Origin of the sequence: Actinomyces sp. HMSC075C01, from assembly GCF_001812965.1 — a bacterium.
Taxonomy (GTDB): domain Bacteria; phylum Actinomycetota; class Actinomycetes; order Actinomycetales; family Actinomycetaceae; genus Actinomyces; species Actinomyces acetigenes.
Genome location: NZ_KV810911.1, coordinates 1 through 256 on the forward strand (window position 1 = coordinate 1; position 256 = coordinate 256).

1 pseudogene is annotated in these 256 nt (G+C 62.1%); it reads right to left on the minus strand.

The window, feature by feature from the left end:
- Positions 1-26: 26 nt before the first annotated feature.
- A pseudogene (locus HMPREF2883_RS00080) lies at positions 27-256 on the minus strand (hypothetical protein); the annotation flags it as partial.

The window sequence follows — 256 nt, forward strand, 5'->3', positions numbered from 1 at the left end:
GCGCCTGGGAGGTCGGCTCGCCCTTTTCATAGCCCAGGTGCTCGCTCAAGCCAAGCGGCCAGGCCCCTCTCCAGGGCTTCCTTGACCAGGGCCGGCAGCAGACCATCAGCCCCGGTCATCTTCACCTGGCCGACATCAATCTGCTCGAACAAGCCGTCCAAAGCCCCCTGCGAACGCAGCCGGTCAACCGCATCATGCCCAGTAGGAACCTTCTGTGCGTCGTCATCAGTAGCAGTCATCAGTGTCAGTCCTTCCA